Source organism: Streptomyces sp. NPDC036813, assembly GCF_055609245.1.
In genome coordinates this window covers 6,434-20,088 of record NZ_JBVJPV010000029.1, presented here as the reverse complement: position 1 = coordinate 20,088, position 13,655 = coordinate 6,434, and the positions used below count along the sequence as shown (strand labels likewise).

The window sequence follows — 13,655 nt, the reverse complement described above, 5'->3', positions numbered from 1 at the left end:
GTACTCGGCCGATCCCCCTGATGCAGACACAGAAACGGCCGCCGAGGTTCGACTGTGAGTGGACCGACGAGCCAGAATCTTCGACGTGAACAAGACCAACAGGTCAGGTGTTGGCGCATTCGTCGATGACGGCACAGGCGAGGCGGATGCCGCCCAGGTAGGTGGAGATGCCGTCATCGCCGTGCATGTGGGGCGCGTCCTGAAACCACTGCCGCCACAGGCCCCCCTCCTGGAGGAGGCGGCTGGCCCGGTCGCCGTGCAGGACGGAGTCGGTGTACGCCAGGGCGCCCATGGCTGTCGGCTGGTCGTAGGCCAGGTCGGGCCGACGCAGGTAACGATCCAGGTAAGCGGCGAGCAGGTCAGCGTCCCGTGCCGTGCCGAAACTCGCCAGCGCCACGCAGTAGGCCCCGCCCGCGCAGCAGACCTCGCTCTCCAGTAGCAGCGCTCCCAGACACTCGCGGAAGTGGTCGCGGCGCGAGACGGCGGCGAGCCACGCCGCGGTGCGCCGCTCCCGCCAGCTGCCCTCGAAGAGGATGGTGAGCTCGGCGTCGGTAACAGCCCTGGCATCAGCGGCCAAGGCATGAACGAACGGCTCGTACTCCTCGCGCGGCATACGAAGTACCGCTCCGCCGAGCTTCAGGTAGCGGCGCGCCGGGAGGCAGTAGCGGCGGTACAGAGCCTGTATCTCGGGGTCGTAGCGGATCACCACCCCATCCTCTCGCGAAGAGCACGCAGCTGAGGGCGTGGGGCGGACTACGCCAATACTGGGGCTTGCCTTCGGTCTCACGGCCGCCGCTGAGCGGCTCCGGCAGCGTCGGCTCAAGCGACTGCTCGCCGAGTAGCCCAGCCGCCGCCGCAGCTGCTCGCGACGCTCCCCGCCCCCTGCTCCGCACCGCCTGAGCAGGGGGCGGTCCTGCGTCGCAGACATCCAGCCTCGCAGTGCGCCAGACGCCCGCGCCCGGTCGCGCTCGCCGTGGTCGGGCCGTAGACCGGATCTATGGTGCTGCGGCCGCCGGTGGAACCGATGCTGGCGCAGGCCCGTGACACGGTGCCTGCGCCCGGCGCGCTGCCCGGCCGTCTGATGTTCCAGCCGAAGTTCGATGGCTACCGCGCCCTGCTGTTCACCGGCCCGGTGCGGCTCCAGTCCCGCCGGGGCAGTCTGATCCAGGCCCGTTTCCCCGAGCTGGTGCGCGGCTGCGGTCCTGCCCGGGGGCCTGGTCCTCGCTGGCGAGCTGGTCGTGTGGGCGGGGGAGGGGGGGTTGTTCGAGGCGTTGCAGCGGCGCGCGGCCGCCGGCCCCCCGCGGCGCGCCCACGGCTCGCGGAGGACCTGCCCCCCCACCTGATCGTCTTGGCCGTCTGCCATGTCGAGGGCCGCGAGTTGCCGGATGTCCCGGACGCCGGGCGACGCGTCCAGCTGAGGCTGCTCTTCACTGGTCACGAGCTGCTTGTCCCTGGACGCTGTGTTTCGAGACGGGCGACCCTGCGACATCTTCGCGGTGGGAAATTGCCAGCGGAAATGCGCCAGTTACCTCAATTCATCCTCTGAGCTTCATTCTTCGCTGTGAAACCACGAGGCGCCGCCCATAGTCTTCACGCGTTCGACCGTCCACGGGGGGCGGTTACGACAGAGAGGGTGCTACCTGTGAGCATCCGCACCAAGAGAAATCTGCTGGCTTCCGCGGCGGCAGTGATGCTGTGCGTGGGGTTAGCCGCGCCGGCTGCGGCCGCTTCCTATGAGGAGCCGACGCCGGCGGAGGACACGCAGATCCACACCGCTCCGCCGGCGGAGCCGGAGGAGGCCGTCACCGACGTGCCCAGCGGGGGCAACGGGCTGCCGGACGAGCCCACGACCACGCCGGCTCCGCCGAAGGACTGGCCCAATGCCGAGTACTGCGGCCCGTCGCACGGTGTCTACCTCCCCTCGACCCAGGGGCCGCAGTATCACGTCGGCGTGGGGCCCACGAACTCGAACTTCAACGGGACCTCCCGCACGGCCCGCTCGACGTTCACCTCGGAAGTGACCAGCGAGGTGGGTATGAGCGTCTCGTACGGCCTGCAGGTGAGCGTCGACACGCTGATCTCCAAGGTTGAGCAGAAGTTCGACGTCAATGTCTCCGCGAAACTCACGGCCAGGCTGGGCAACTCCATCAGCGTGGACACTCCGTCCCACAGGACCACGCACGCGAAGTACGGCGTGTACCGGCTGAAGCACACCGGCGTGAGCTACATCCTCTACAACACCTGCAAGACCTCGACCCGCAACACCGTCACCAGCTACACCCCCTTCCGAGTCGGCTGGTACCTGTGGGAGTCCTGATGCGCGCATTGCGGCCGACGTGGACCCGGCGTTGCGCCATCGCGGTGGCAGGCGCTGCGCTGTGCGGCCTCGGGCTGGCCGCCTGCACCGGCTCAGACACGGCAGACCACCCTTCACCGAGCAGGACCACGGCAAGGCCGTCCGCCACCGGCACACCGACTGGCCAGCGGGCTGAGCACATCGAAGGGGAAACCGTAAGCAGCGCTCCGAAACTCGCATCTGGCAAGCCGCTGGCCCAAGTTGCCTCGTCCAGGGGGAACCGTCAGATCGAACTCGGCAAGGTCGCGGCAAAGCCCCTGGCAGTGATGGTGAACTGCCAGGGCAAGGGCACGCTGACCGTGACGGTGCAGCCCACGAATCTCAGCTTCCCTCTCGAGTGCGTGGCAAAGGAAGTCAGCAGCACCTACAACGAACTACAGCTCAGCCACGCGCGCCCCAACGCGACCGTCTCCGTGACGGCGCCATCCTCCGTCACCTGGTCACTCACCGCCGGCCAGTAGAGCTGAAGCAGACGGGCTGAGGAGGGGGAAGCAAGAGGCCGTCCTCGCTTCCCCCTCTGCAACGCGGCGGCAGGCCGCTCACGAGTCCTCGCCCAGGCAACGCGAGCAGACACCAGTCTTGCCACTGCGGTCAAGGGAGCACCGGGCGGGACGGCCGCCCTCCCGGCAGACTGGCCGGAACAGAGCTGATCACCGTGCTGGCAAACCTGCCGGCGTTCGGTGGGGACGCACCATCGAACGCCGGAGGAGTCGGCCGGCTCCCTGCCAGAGTCTGTTGTTACTCACTTTCGGGTGAACGCGTTCCGGCCGGTGGGGTGGCGGGATCTGGCGGTCCGCCACCTCGGCCCAAGCGCTGCAACGCCTGTGATCAGAATTCGGCGTCAACCAGGTGCATTCAACGCATTGATGGTCATTACAGTCGAGTGTCACAGAAGTCTGTTGAAACCGTAATGAGCCTTCTCATTTCCCACACATGCCCGGGGTGTGGCGGCACGGTGTGCGGGTGCGGCCGACCGGCCTCACACCAGCACAACGCACCCGCCGGACCTGCGGTAACGCCGCCTGTCTCCGGTGTGGGGTGCGCACCCTTGAAGGGGGACCTTGGTGTCCGTTTCTTCTTCCGCCCGCCGTCTGACCGCCGCCACTGCCGTGGCCGCCGCCCTGGTCGGCGCGGCCGCGCTGCCGGCCATGGCCGCCGACCACCACCACGACGGCTGGCGTGAGCGCTCCGCGGTGTCCATCAGCGCGGTGCAGTACGACTCCCCGGGACGCGACGACCGCTCCAACCGCTCCCTGAACGCGGAGTGGGTGGAGATCACCAACAGCACCCGCCGGGCGGTGAACCTGGACGGCTGGACCCTGTCCGACGAGGACGGCCACACCTACACCTTCCACCACTACCGCCTCGACGGCCGTTCCACCGTCCGCGTCCACACCGGCGAAGGCCGCGACAACCGGCACGACCTGTTCCAGGACCGCCACAACTACGTCTGGAACAACGACCGCGACACCGCGACCCTGCGCAACGACCGCGGCCGCTTCATCGACGACCTCTCCTGGGGCCGCCACCACCGCGGCGGACACCACCACTGACCGCAGCGGCGTGAACTGACGCTCAAGGCCTGCCTAGGCGTCAGCACCTCGTGGGGCCACCCCTGGTCGGCGGGGGGTGGCCCCACCTGCGTGACTCGCCCTACCACGGGCGCAGAGCCGCCACAGCCCCATTCGCTCCTCACGGCATCCAGGCTCTACCGTCTGCCATCGGTGGCGGATCTGAGGTGAGGGTGAGGCATGAACGCGCGGCAGGCACGGCTGGACGCCCTTCGCTCCCTGCGTGATCGCGAGACGGAGTCTGGCTACGGCTGGGTGCTGTCCACCGATGTCCCGCCCGGCCTCCAGCAGTCCCTGCAAACGGCGGCCGCCCAGGGCCTGGTCGAACTCGCCGACCGGGAGATGCGCGCGGAACTGTCCGCCTACGAGGGGCGCCCGGTGCTGTGGGCCGCCCGCCTCAGCGAGCAGGGCCACGACGTCCTGACCTACCTGCACGCCGCCCCCGACCCCACCCCACACTGCACACCACCCGCAGCCACAGAGCAGGTGATCGCGCTGCGGCCCGCGCAGATGGACGCCCTGCGCGTCTACGCGAACCTCGCCCCCGACCTGCGCGTACCGCCGGCCGAAGGCCTCGTCGAACGGGTACGCACCGCGTGCTTCGACAGGCCGGGCAACCGCTGGCGCATGACCCTCACCCCCGCACAGATCGACTCGGTGGCCTACGCCTTCTACCTGCGCGCGCTGACCGGCTCGGTGGCGGAGGCCAACTGGTTCGCCCGCGAGTACGGCGTCGCCTACCGGGTCGATGCGGCGACCGGCCGCCCGGGCACGGTACGCCTGCCGTCGGCTACCGCGTCGCCGTGATGGCGGCTATCGCCTGAAGCCGCCTGACACCCAAGCCCTTGATCCGGTCCTACCCCCACACCTCCGGGCCGCCGCCGCGCCATTCGATGTCGTCGGAGCGGATGACGTCGAGGTCGTCGATGCCTTCCATGCCGGCGTCCTGGAGGAAGGCGACGACGTCCCGGAGCCGGTAGGCACGGCCGAGGATCGTGCCGTCCGCACGGACGCGCCGGCCGCCCTGGTTGTCGGGTGGATACACGATCACCTGCACCATGCCTCCAGCCTCCCGCCGTGCCCCATGGAGCGCATGGTGTGCTGCGTCGGCCGCGTGGGCTTCGTAGGCTGGGTGTTGCTCGGGGCTACCACGGAGGACTTGTATGCCCCGGACGATCTGGAGCGGTGCGATCAGCTTTGGCCTGGTCACGGTGCCGATCAACGTGGTCGGTGCGACCGAGGACCACAGCATCCGCTTCCACCAGTACCACCGCGAGGACGGCGGCCGCGTCCGCGTGAAGAAGTACTGCGACCTCGAGGACCGCGAAGTCTCCAGCGCCGAGATCGGCAAGGGATACGAGGTCACCCGCGAGACGAAGCACCAGCCGGCACAGATCGTGCCGATCTCCGACGAGGAACTGCGCGACCTGCCCCTGCCGACCGCGAACGCGATCGAGATCGTCGCGTTCGTCCCCGCCACGGACATCGACCCGATCCAGGTCAGCGACGGCTACTATCTCCAGGCCAACGGCCAGGTCGCCGCCAAACCGTACAAGCTCCTCGTCCAGGCCCTCGGCCGCTCCGAGAAGGTCGCCATCGCCAAATACGCCTGGTCCGGCCGCGAACGCCTGGGCATGCTCCGCATCCGCGACGACGCCCTGGTCCTGCACGCGATGCGCTGGCCCGACGAGATCCGCAACCCCGCAGAGCTTCTCCCGCCGCCCGTCCAGGTCTCCGACGAGGAGATCGATCGGGCGCTCGCCCTCATGGAGACCATGACTATCGAGGACCTCGAGGAGCTCGACGCACACGACGCGTACACCGAGGCCATCGCGCAGATCATTGAAGCGAAACGGGACAACAAGTCCCTCCCGCAGGCGCCGGAGGTAGAGGAGCCGGCTCAGGTCCTTGACCTGATGGCTGCACTGAACGCCTCGGTGGAGAAGGCCCGTGAGTCTCGCGGCGAGCACGGCACGCACGCCGAGGTCCACGAACTGCCGAAGCCGAAGAAGAAGACGACCGCGAAGAAGACGCCCGCCAAGAAGACCGCAGCGAAGAAGACGGCCACTAAGAAGGCAAGCACCCGCAAGCCACGCAGCGCCTAGCTAGAGCCTGTCCCTTCGACTTCACGTTGATCAGACCACGTGCCAGGGTGGTGGCCATGCCACAGCTTGGTCACCGCCTCCGGTCCTTGAAGTTCACGTTCGGGCTCGCTCCGACGAGCTTCCCGGCATGTCTGGAGACAGGTGCCCCGCCTCTGGAACATGCCCTGTCAGACAAGGCGACGCTCTGCGGCATCCCGCGTGACAAGCTGACGACGTATCGGCACCTCTTCGTTCCCAAGCGGTCCGGGACGTGCTCGGAGTGCCGAACGAAGGCAGTCGTCGCCCTTGTCCGGCCTCTGATGGAGGATCATCCCCGATGAGCGGGCGTTCTTCCGTGGGCGCGTCCAGATCAAGAGAGCGGCGAGGCGGCGTGCAGGCTCGTAGGCAATGGCGAGCTCTAGCTGGGATCCCGTTCGGCGGCGCGGCAGGCCGGGCAGACGACCAGAGCGTGCGGGCCGTAGCGCACGGTGAGCCCTTGGCAGCGTGCGCAGTAGCCGACCTGGTTCGGCCGGCACCCGAGGAGCACCGCCGCGGTGGCTCGGTCGGTGGTGGGGTCGATACGTCGGGGCGCATCGTGCATGCTCACGACGCTACGGCGCCGCCGCCCCCACTGCTCGGCGGCACCGGCCGGGCCGGGGGTCTCACTCGCCTGGCGGGCGGGTGCGGCAGTCCGCCGCCTTGCTGCGCGTCGCGGGAGGGAGCCAGTGCGCTGCGGTGCGCGATGCGCAGACCGTCTTGCGGCCACTGATACGCGACGGTGCCCTTCGAGCCGGATCCTTCCGCGTCCACGAGCACCTGGTAGATGACGCGACCGTCGGGCCAGTCCTGCCTGGCCCGTACCTCGGCCCACCGACAGCGGCCCGCGACATGACCCACAGGGCGGGCGGATCAGACGAAGGCCAGGTCCGTCCTCCGGGCGCCAGGGTGGGGCCGGCACCGCATCCGGAACTGCACCGCTCATGAGCGTGCTCTGCGTGGGATCAGGAGGCGGCCTGGGCGTCGCGGGCGCGATGAACGGCTGCATACAGCGCTGATGCGGCCGGCGTGCGCTGGCCGTGCCAGTGGGGATGGAAGAACACCTCGCCGGACAGCTTCACGAGCCGTCGGCGCAGCACGGTGCGCGGCTGAGCGGCGAGCTGGCGGTAGGTGGCGTGCCACTGTTCAACCGCCCGGGCAAGGTCGTCGGGAATCGGTCGCATGGCTGAATTCAATCATATGTTCGATTTTCTTCGCTTCTCGACACACGCCGCTGCGCCCGAGTCGACCATCGGACTTAACCGCCCATCGAGTGGAGCCACCGCTGCTTCCCGGGCGCGTCGGCTTCCGGGGCCGCTACGAAGATCACGCCCAGTCGGTGATCTTCGAGAGGACCCCTCCTCGTGCGCTTCCCCCGTACCGCCGCCATCGCCGCCGCCTTCACCGCCCTCCTCCTGCCCGCCACCGCCCACGCGGCCCCGGCCGGCGCCGCCCTGCGCGATCCGGGCCAGACACTCACCGCCCCGGTACGCGACGTCCTTGCCCAGCTGCCCATCGCCGCGGAGGACCGCACCGGCTACCAGCGCGACGCCTTCAAGCACTGGGTCGACGCCGACAAGGACGGCTGCAACACCCGGGCCGAGGTCCTCAAGGCCGAGGCCGTCATCACACCCGAGCAGGGCCCGAGCTGCACGCTGACCGGAGGCGAGTGGTACTCGCCGTACGACGACCGGTACATCGACGGCCCGCGCGGCCTGGACATCGACCACCTGGTCCCGCTCGCCGAGGCCTGGGATTCCGGTGCCTCGCAGTGGTCGCCGGCGGAGCGGGAGGCGTATGCCAACGATCTGGGCGATGACCGTGCACTGATCGCGGTGTCGGCGGCGTCGAACCGGTCGAAGGCGGACCAGGATCCCACCACCTGGTTGCCGCCGGCCGAGGGCTACCGCTGCCAGTACGTCACCGACTGGATCGCCGACAAGATGCGCTGGGGACTGAGCATCGACGAAAGCGAACAGGCCGCCCTGTCACAAACCCTGAATCACTGCTCCAACGTGCCGGTCACCGTAGTGCTCGCCCGCTGAACGGCGGCCGGGCGTTCGCCCCGGCTCGCTAATCAGCGACGGCGTCCATCAGGTGGCGTAGGACCACGCCGCCGACCTGTGCGGCCAGATCGGCGAGACGGCCGCCTTCGACCAGGCGGTCAAGGTCGCCCGCGCCTACGCCGCCAAGCACCCCGACACCCTGGTCGTCACCACCGCCGACCACGGCCATACCAGCCAGATCGATCGTGCCGCTGGAGGCCCCTCCACCCGGCCTGTCCTCCACCCTAGTCACCTATGAGGGCCAGCAGCTGAAGGTCAACTACTCGACCAACACGCCGGGCCAGTCCCCGGAGCACACCGGCACAGAGGTCCGCATTGCCGCCCAGGGCCCGCAGGCATTCCGCGTCCTCGGCGTCACCAACCAGACCGACCTGTTCACCACGATCAGCGAGGCCTTGCGCCTGCGCTGAACACGATGAGGCAAAAGGAGGGGGAGGCGCCACGCAGAAGGGCGGGGGAGCAGTCCCGGGCGAAAGGCTGCTCCACCGCCCGTCCGCCGAGCCCGGCAGCGGGGCACGGGCAGACGGTTGGGCCGTGTCAGGCGAGGGCGACCAGGTCGCGGTAGTCCTCGCTCCACGGGTCCTCGTCCGCATCGGGCGGGAGCCCGTATCCGGGCGCGTGGTCAGGATTGAGTCGCCGGGCCATGGACACGCCGCTCGCTGCGAGCGCCAGGGCCCCCCGCGCGCTCCACGACCATGGAGGCGAGCGCGGGGAGTCGTGTCGCGAACGCGCCGGCGAGTTCCTCGACCATGGCCCGGTCCGGGGCCTTCGCCGGGAGGGGTACGTTCGCGCATGCCACCCACGAAGCTGGGGGAGTGCCCAGCTCTTCGCTCGTAGCGACCGTTCCCCGTCCTCCGGCGCGCCGAAGGATCGCGGCGATGATGCGTGCGCAGCATCTGTCCGTGGGACACGGCGGCGAAAGCCAGACCGTTGGGCTCGTGGTCGTGGTCGTGGTCGATGTCGTGGGTCTTGATGAGGTCTTCCGCGAAGCGCACCGATCCGGAGCGCATGCGACGCAGCTCCCCAGAAGTCGGGTCAACAGCCCGATGTCGAGCAGTGCGAGAGGAGGTCGGTGTCGGACACTGCGGGCGCTGAGGCGTTACATGGCTTCCTTGATTCCGGAGCGGATCAGCCAGGTGTTGACCGGCCAGGCGGTGAAGAAGCCGGCGATCATGCCGATCTGCATCAGGAACCAGTACACCGGGTCGTTGGGGTGGAGGTGGTGCGGGGCGGGGAAGAGCACGAAGGACATGAGCGCCATCCAGCCGAACAGGCCGACCTCGAAGGCGGTCAGGGACAGCACGTCGGCCTTGGCCGCCGCGATCAGGCCCTTGCGCAGGCCGAGGCCGCGCATGGGGGCGATGGCGAAGTACTGGAAACCGATCCCGAGGGCCAGGGCGAGCACGTAGTCGCCGACGTACTCGGCTGGCAGGGCGCTCCCGCCGATGGTGATGCCGAGGCGGAAGACGGCGAATTCAGCGACGATGTCGCCGAGCGTGCAGCCGGCGCCGCAGTGCGAGACGCCGAGCGCGGTCGTGGCGTAGGGGGGGATTGTCGGACGGCTCGCCGTGCTCCTGCTGCCAGCGATGCGTGCGAGGACGGCCCCATGCCCGGTAGGCGGCTACGGCGGCCGGGCCGAAGTAAAGGGCTGTCACCGGCCAGACAGCTTCCATGACGCCCATCTGCTGGCGGTAGCCGCGACCGTAGATGTCGAGAAGGATCCACCCCGCGCCGGCGAAGGCGACAGCGAGGGCGACCCAGGCCAGGGCGGTCAACCAGCTCGGTGGCATGGTCGGGGGCCTTTCCCGGCGCCCCGAGGTGCCGGGCGGCCGACGGTGATCAGGCGTTCTGCAGGGATGGCTCCCCGGTTACCCCTGGGACCCACGGCGTAACGCTGCGGCTCGTCCACCCGCCGACCCCGGACGCAGACGTCCACGTGTGACCTGCGCCCACCACATGCCCAGTGCACTGAGTGCCGCGCGGCCTTCTGGGGTGAGTCGGTCGGCCCTCCGTCGGACGTCGTCCAAGAATGATCCCGTGCGTGGTATCCCAGGCGGCGCGCTGGGCGCGTACCCGCGTGCCCAGGTCCTCGTAGTGTGCGATGACCTCGCCCGTGGCCGTGGGAGGGGCTCCGCCGACCCTGCACGTGGCAACCCGGCCAAGATCAGCCAGATGGCCGACGGTGTCACCCGGACCACCGTCACCACCCGTGATGCTGCCGGCCGCGTGACGCAGCCCCGGGTCCCCGGTGGAGTCGGCACGGCAGTGCCCGCGCAGACATCTCGTGACGGTTGACATCCATGTGGTCCGCGCCGGCACCCCTCTCATCGCTCTCACCGTCCCATGGCCGGAGGCCGGACTTGACGAGCTTTGCATAATGCAAAAGTAAGGGAGGAGAACTAGATGAGCACAACACCGGCAACCGAGGGGACGCGCGTGCCCATGACAACCAGCAGCGGGGCGGCGACCGACCCATCTCTCGGAGGGCTGCGCAGCGCCCCGTGGGGACTGATGGTGCTCGCCGTCGTGATCGGTGCCGGAGCGGGGGCGGGATCGATCGTCTTCCGCTGGTGCATCCAGACCTTCACGCGTCTGTTCTCCGGTCATGCCGACTACGCGGCCGCACCGGGCGCGGATCACCCGTACCTCTCATCCCTGGGTCCGTACTTCGTGCTCCTCGCCCCGGTGGCCGGCGGACTGCTCTACGGGCCCCTGGTGAACCGGTTCGCCAAGGAGGCGCGCGGCCACGGTGTGCCGGAAGTGATGCTGGCGGTCGCTCAACGTGGCGGACGGATCAGTCCGAAGGTGGCAGTGGTGAAGACGCTCGCCTCCGCACTGACCATAGGCTCCGGCGGCTCGGTGGGCCGGGAAGGGCCGATCGTGCAGATCGGTTCCGCACTTGGCTCGACGCTCGGCCGGGTGACGAAGGTGTCCGAGGGACGCATGAAGCTGCTGGTCGCCTGTGGTGCGGCCGGAGGCATCGCCGCGACGTTCAACGCGCCGCTGGCCGGCGTCTTCTTCGCCATGGAGCTCATCCTGGGCACCCTCTCCGCGGAAGCATTCGGCGCCACCGTGCTGGCCAGCGTGACGGCGAGCGTGATCGGCCGGGCCGCGTTCGGGGACGTCGCGTTCCTTAACCTGCCGAGCTTCCACGTCGACCACCTCGCCCAGTACGGCCTGTTCGCCCTGCTCGGCGTGGTCGCCGCCGCCGTCGGCGTCGGCTTCACCCGGGTGCTCTACCTGATCGAGGACGCCTGCGACTGGGCCTGGCGGGGCCCGGAGTGGCTGCGCCCGGCAGTTGGCGGGCTCGCCCTGGGCGCCGTGCTGCTCGCCCTGCCGGAGATGTACGGCGTGGGCTACCCGGTGCTGGAGAAGGCAACCGAGGGCAAGTACGCCGTGACGTTCCTCATCCTGCTGCTCGTCGGCAAGATGGTGGCGACCAGCCTGACCATCGGTATCGGCGGATCAGGCGGGGTGTTCGCGCCGAGCCTGTTCATCGGGGCGATGCTGGGTGCCGCGTACGGCGTGGGTGTGCAGCACCTTCTCCCCGGCGCGGCAGGCCCCGCCGGGGCGTACGCGCTGGTCGGCATGGGCGCCGTGTTCGCGGGAGCCGCGAGGGCGCCTGTCACGGCCGTGGTCATCCTGTTCGAGCTGACCGGCCAGTACTCGATCATCTTGCCTCTGATGCTCGCCATCGTGCTGGCCACGGCCATCAGCCGTCTGCTGACCCGCGACACGATCTACACCCTCAAGCTGCGGCGGCGCGGCATCGACCTGGAGGGACCGGCGCCCGGCGCCCGAATCGGCGGGCAGCGGGTCGGCTCCGTCATGGACCCGGTGCCCTCTCCCCTTCCGGCATCCACTCCCTTGACCGACGCCGCCGACCTGCTCAGCCTGTCCGGTCATGGTGCCCTCCCCGTGGTGGACGCCTCGGGCCACTACGTCGGCGTCGTCACCGCCCAGGCCGTCGCCGAGACCCTCGCCGAGCAGCCGTCCGGCGCCCCGCTGGACGTCGGCCGGCTCGCCCAGACCCCGGACCCTGTCACGGTGGACGAGCCGCTCGCCCGTGCTCTGCGCCACCTGGTCTCCGCCCCCGGTACCGGCCTGCCGGTCCTCGACCACGCCGACGGCACGCCCGTCGGCTGGCTCAGTCATCAAGGGGCGCTCCGCGTGCTGCACACGACGTCGTAGACGCCGCGGCGGACGGACGAACCGCGTACGGCGGCGTCGCACCCAGAACACGCAGGCACAATGGCGCAAGGGTCCGCTCCGCCCGGCTGTGGACGTGTCCCACCGGGACGAAGGACGATACGACCCGGTGCGACACATGGGACAAAGGAGGCCGGTGAGCAGGTGATCATCGGCCGCGCCGGGCTCGACACACCGTGCCGCAGAACCACCCCGCGCCGATGGCTGCCCCACGCCTCGGTCCGACCCGAGGCGTGAGCACACGGTTCCCAGCCCCGTTCCGCGGTCAACTGTTCGGCCAGGCACCACGGGTGGCGCCGGCTGCCGCGTCCCCGGCGACGTGGATCAGGGGGAACTCGACCGACCGGCACTGATCCGGTGCGAGCGGACGACCGCGACCACGCACACCGTGACGAGGGCAGCAGCGGTCGTGCCCAGATCCGTCAGCGGGCCGGTCCACAACAGCGACCCCTGCGCACCGCGCGGTGGGATCACTCCTTCGGGGTCGTAGACGACGGCGATCGTGTCCCCGGGCTGTGTGGCGTCCTTGCACCCCCGCCAGATGCGGACATCGGGCGGGACACCGTCCGCGCCGGCGACCGAGCAGAGGTTGCGTGCACGGTCCTTCGGGCTCCCGCTTTCGCGTTCGACGGACGTCACTTCGGTGAACTGCAGGCGTCCCCGTTCCGCCAGAACCACGCCTGCCGCGGCCGGAGGAGCCTGCAGAGCCAGACACACGCCCAGCAGGGCGGCGATCCCGACCAGAGCGCGCCCGGCTCGGATCAGGGCCAGATACAGGGCGGTCGCGGCGGCGCACACGAGACCGGCCTCACCACCGGCGAGGGCCGGCCGGCCCATCCACGCGCCGGCGACTGTCAGACCGACGATCCCGCCCGCTGCCGCACACCCGGCCACGACGCCTCCCACCACCAGGCGCCACGGGGGCGGCCCGACGAACTCCGCGGGCCCCCACACCGTCGTCCTCAGATGTGCCAGAAGATGCGATTCAACCGTGACCGGGCGCCGACACCACCGACGCGTGTGGCCTTTCCTCATCCTTCGTCCCTCCGAGCGAGCCACCTGGCCGGGCCGTTTCGCGGGGGCACACACCCTCTCACGCCGGCCTTCCGTCGCTGTCCGCCAACCTTCCGTCGCTGTCCTGAGGACCGTGCCATCGCAGAAGCAGCATGGCGGCATCGTCGTGCGGAGGCCCTCCGCAGTGCCGGACCACGTCCGCGCGCAGCGCCTCCAGGGCGCTGCGCGCGGGCGGGGGTTTGAGCAACTGTGGCCGGTGCTCGAGCGGGTAGTACCGGCGGGGGGCGCCACGGGCGTCGGGGACGCCGGCTGTGTACAG

Annotated in this window: 14 protein-coding genes and 1 pseudogene; 8 read left to right on the top strand and 7 right to left on the bottom strand. The window is 69.8% G+C overall.

The annotated features are described in order from the left end of the window. Positions 1–103 precede the first annotated feature (103 nt). Complete coding sequence (locus ACZ67Q_RS37830) at positions 104–706, bottom strand: DUF6000 family protein (RefSeq protein WP_471191680.1); 603 nt, start codon at positions 704–706, stop codon at positions 104–106. A 936-nt stretch (positions 707–1,642) separates the two neighbouring features. Here ACZ67Q_RS37830 and ACZ67Q_RS37825 point away from each other — a divergent pair. The 4 genes from ACZ67Q_RS37825 to ACZ67Q_RS37810 all read left to right on the top strand — a co-directional run bounded on the left by ACZ67Q_RS37825 (position 1,643) and on the right by ACZ67Q_RS37810 (position 4,734). After that, entirely contained in the window at positions 1,643–2,317 is a 675-nt protein-coding gene (locus ACZ67Q_RS37825) for a hypothetical protein (protein ID WP_471191677.1), read from the top strand. After that, a complete protein-coding gene (locus ACZ67Q_RS37820; RefSeq protein WP_471191674.1) occupies positions 2,317–2,817 on the top strand; it encodes a hypothetical protein in 501 nt (166 codons plus the stop codon). Before ACZ67Q_RS37825 ends, ACZ67Q_RS37820 begins: the two co-directional genes overlap by 1 nt. Before the next feature lie 603 nt (positions 2,818–3,420). Further along, positions 3,421–3,909, top strand: coding sequence for a lamin tail domain-containing protein (locus ACZ67Q_RS37815; RefSeq protein ID WP_471191671.1), 489 nt, complete (start codon positions 3,421–3,423; stop codon positions 3,907–3,909). A gap of 198 nt (positions 3,910–4,107) precedes the next feature. Further along, positions 4,108–4,734: a DUF6417 family protein gene (locus ACZ67Q_RS37810; RefSeq protein WP_471191666.1), complete on the top strand. Its 627-nt coding sequence runs from the start codon at positions 4,108–4,110 to the stop codon at positions 4,732–4,734. Positions 4,735–4,783: 49 nt separating this feature from the next. Here the strand turns inward: ACZ67Q_RS37810 and ACZ67Q_RS37805 are convergent, their stop codons facing one another. Beyond that, positions 4,784–4,987 (bottom strand): hypothetical protein, encoded by a 204-nt coding sequence (locus tag ACZ67Q_RS37805; RefSeq protein WP_391691550.1) that lies wholly within the window; start codon positions 4,985–4,987, stop codon positions 4,784–4,786. A gap of 103 nt (positions 4,988–5,090) precedes the next feature. Between ACZ67Q_RS37805 and ku the strand changes: the two genes are divergently transcribed. After that, a complete protein-coding gene (ku, locus tag ACZ67Q_RS37800; RefSeq protein WP_471191662.1) occupies positions 5,091–6,032 on the top strand; it encodes a non-homologous end joining protein Ku in 942 nt (313 codons plus the stop codon). A 397-nt stretch (positions 6,033–6,429) separates the two neighbouring features. On the opposite strand, the gene ACZ67Q_RS37795 is transcribed toward ku, so the two are convergent. Together ACZ67Q_RS37795 and ACZ67Q_RS37790 are read right to left on the bottom strand one after the other, a co-directional pair. Further along, complete coding sequence (locus ACZ67Q_RS37795) at positions 6,430–6,612, bottom strand: hypothetical protein (protein WP_471191657.1); 183 nt, start codon at positions 6,610–6,612, stop codon at positions 6,430–6,432. A gap of 400 nt (positions 6,613–7,012) precedes the next feature. Next, on the bottom strand, positions 7,013–7,231 hold the full coding sequence (locus ACZ67Q_RS37790; protein WP_471191652.1) for a hypothetical protein: 219 nt from the start codon (positions 7,229–7,231) through the stop codon (positions 7,013–7,015). 180 nt (positions 7,232–7,411) lie between these two features. On the opposite strand from ACZ67Q_RS37790, the gene ACZ67Q_RS37785 reads away from it, so the two are divergent. Further along, positions 7,412–8,092: an HNH endonuclease family protein gene (locus ACZ67Q_RS37785; protein ID WP_471191649.1), complete on the top strand. Its 681-nt coding sequence runs from the start codon at positions 7,412–7,414 to the stop codon at positions 8,090–8,092. 61 nt (positions 8,093–8,153) lie between these two features. Further along, positions 8,154–8,523 (top strand): annotated as a pseudogene (locus ACZ67Q_RS37780) (alkaline phosphatase); the annotation flags it as partial. Positions 8,524–9,212: 689 nt separating this feature from the next. Here ACZ67Q_RS37780 and ACZ67Q_RS37775 read toward each other — a convergent pair. Further along, the gene (locus ACZ67Q_RS37775) at positions 9,213–9,599 is read right to left on the bottom strand and encodes a DUF4396 domain-containing protein (RefSeq protein WP_471191778.1); all 387 of its coding nucleotides are present in this window, start codon (positions 9,597–9,599) and stop codon (positions 9,213–9,215) included. Positions 9,600–10,624: 1,025 nt separating this feature from the next. Between ACZ67Q_RS37775 and ACZ67Q_RS37770 the strand changes: the two genes are divergently transcribed. Continuing rightward, entirely contained in the window at positions 10,625–12,304 is a 1,680-nt protein-coding gene (locus ACZ67Q_RS37770) for a chloride channel protein (protein ID WP_471191776.1), read from the top strand. Positions 12,305–12,646: 342 nt separating this feature from the next. Here the strand turns inward: ACZ67Q_RS37770 and ACZ67Q_RS37765 are convergent, their stop codons facing one another. Then, positions 12,647–13,216 carry a hypothetical protein gene (locus ACZ67Q_RS37765; RefSeq protein WP_471191646.1) on the bottom strand — a complete coding sequence of 190 codons (570 nt, stop codon included), beginning with the start codon at positions 13,214–13,216 and terminating at the stop codon, positions 12,647–12,649. Between the two features lie 199 nt (positions 13,217–13,415). Next, positions 13,416–13,655, bottom strand: a 240-nt coding sequence (locus ACZ67Q_RS37760) for a SpoIIE family protein phosphatase (protein WP_471191643.1), incomplete at its 5' end; no start/stop codon positions are given.